This is a genomic window from Sphingomonas sp. LH128, assembly GCF_000293195.2.
Taxonomy (GTDB): Bacteria; Pseudomonadota; Alphaproteobacteria; order Sphingomonadales; family Sphingomonadaceae; genus Novosphingobium; species Novosphingobium resinovorum_A.
The window spans coordinates 1-219 of sequence record NZ_ALVC01000606.1; the positions used below are offsets into that span (position 1 = coordinate 1).

Below are 219 nucleotides of genomic sequence, written 5' to 3' on the forward strand. Positions count from 1 at the left end.
GCGCAGGTACATGCGCACGGGATCATCCGTGCTGCCCAGGCTCTCCGCTTTTTTCGGCTTCGGCCCGCGGCTTTCGAAAACTGCCCCGTCGTCGACGCCCCCTACATCATCATCGGCTGCATCGTCGCCCACATCGTTACCGGGCGCCTGATCGTCGTCGCTCTCATCCTCACGCGATAAGGCGCCCCCGGCGGGCGTATCGTCGGAATCCGGGTCATC

The 219-nt window shown here is 64.8% G+C and carries 1 protein-coding gene; it reads left to right on the plus strand.

Annotated features, from left to right (window positions below; genetic code table 11):
- Positions 1-180 (plus strand): hypothetical protein (locus LH128_RS34915; RefSeq protein WP_037522326.1); only part of this gene is annotated, 180 nt, incomplete at its 5' end.
- Positions 181-219: the final 39 nt, after the last annotated feature.